The following is a 447-nucleotide window of genomic DNA, read 5'->3' as shown; positions in this document are numbered from 1 at the left end:
ACCATCGCCGAGTATTTCCGCGATGGGGCAGGGGAAGGCCAGGGGAAGGACGTCCTCTTCTTTGTCGACAACATCTTCCGTTTTACCCAGGCCGGCTCCGAGGTTTCCGCCCTGCTGGGGCGGATGCCTTCCGCGGTGGGATACCAGCCCACGCTGGCCACCGAGATGGGGGCCATGCAGGAGCGGATTACTTCCACCAAGCGCGGCTCGATTACCTCCGTACAGGCGGTATACGTACCGGCGGATGACCTTACCGACCCGGCACCCGCAACTACGTTTGCCCACCTGGACGCCAATACGGTACTGTCCCGGAAAATTGGCGAGCTCGGTATCTACCCGGCGGTAGACCCGCTGGATTCCACTTCCCGGATCCTTACACCGGAGATCCTCGGCAAGGAGCACTACGATTGCGCACAGCGCGTCAAGGAGTTGCTGCAGCGCTACAAG

At 61.7% G+C, this 447-nt stretch carries 1 pseudogene; it reads left to right on the top strand.

The features are described from left to right. Window positions 1-447: pseudogene (locus tag ACRHNM_RS16240) on the top strand (F0F1 ATP synthase subunit beta); the annotation flags it as partial.

Origin of the sequence: Psychroserpens mesophilus (assembly GCF_050617655.1) — a bacterium.
In the GTDB taxonomy this organism is placed as follows: Bacteria; Bacteroidota; Bacteroidia; order Flavobacteriales; family Flavobacteriaceae; genus Psychroserpens; species Psychroserpens mesophilus_A.
Note: the sequence above shows the minus strand (reverse complement) of the source record. Positions and strands in the feature narration are given on the sequence as shown.